This window comes from Halorubrum sp. Atlit-28R, from assembly GCF_003665955.1.
Classification (GTDB): domain Archaea; phylum Halobacteriota; class Halobacteria; order Halobacteriales; family Haloferacaceae; genus Halorubrum; species Halorubrum tropicale.
Genome location: NZ_QPLS01000099.1, coordinates 1 through 584 on the forward strand (window position 1 = coordinate 1; position 584 = coordinate 584).

Here is a 584-nt window from a genome sequence, read left to right on the forward strand (position 1 = left end):
GCCGTTTCCCTCCAGATACCGGAGTATTGCGAGTGCGAGCGTACTCTTGCCGCTCCCACTTTCGCCGGCGATACCGAGCGTCCCGCCGGGTTCGATATGGAGCGAAACGTTGCGAACCGCCTTAACCGCCCCGTCGTCGGTTCGATACTCGACGGACAGATCATCGACGGAAAGCACTGAACGGCCGTCTTGACTAGTATGAGTCTCACTAACAACACTCATTCTTACGCTTATTGTGTACAGTCTCATACAAATATGTTTCTCACAGTGTCCGGTGACGGCCTATGAGATTCATAGGGGGAAAGATATAAGATAGTATGTGAGGGTTGAACTCATGTAGCATGTCCGCATTTAGCGCATACCTAGTCAAGCGGATGGGGTATATCGGGGTGACCCTCCTGTTAATCTCCCTGATTATCTTCGCCATCACGCAACTGCTGCCGGGTAACGCGGCAGTCATGATCTTGGGCAAGCAGGCGACAGAAGAAAGCATAGCCGCCATTGAGCAGCAACTCGGGTTGAACCGCGCGTGGTACGTCCAGTATTTTGATTGGTTGGTCGGGTTTGTGACCGGCGACTGGGGG

The 584-nt window shown here is 53.4% G+C and carries 1 protein-coding gene and 1 pseudogene; one reads left to right on the top strand and one right to left on the bottom strand.

Translation table 11 applies throughout. The annotated features are described in order from the left end of the window. Positions 1–222: ATP-binding cassette domain-containing protein (locus tag DVK06_RS16980; RefSeq protein ID WP_121601130.1), on the bottom strand; the 222-nt coding region annotated here is incomplete at its 3' end. Between the two features lie 119 nt (positions 223–341). Between DVK06_RS16980 and DVK06_RS16985 the strand changes: the two are divergent. After that, positions 342–584: pseudogene (locus DVK06_RS16985) on the top strand (ABC transporter permease); the annotation flags it as partial.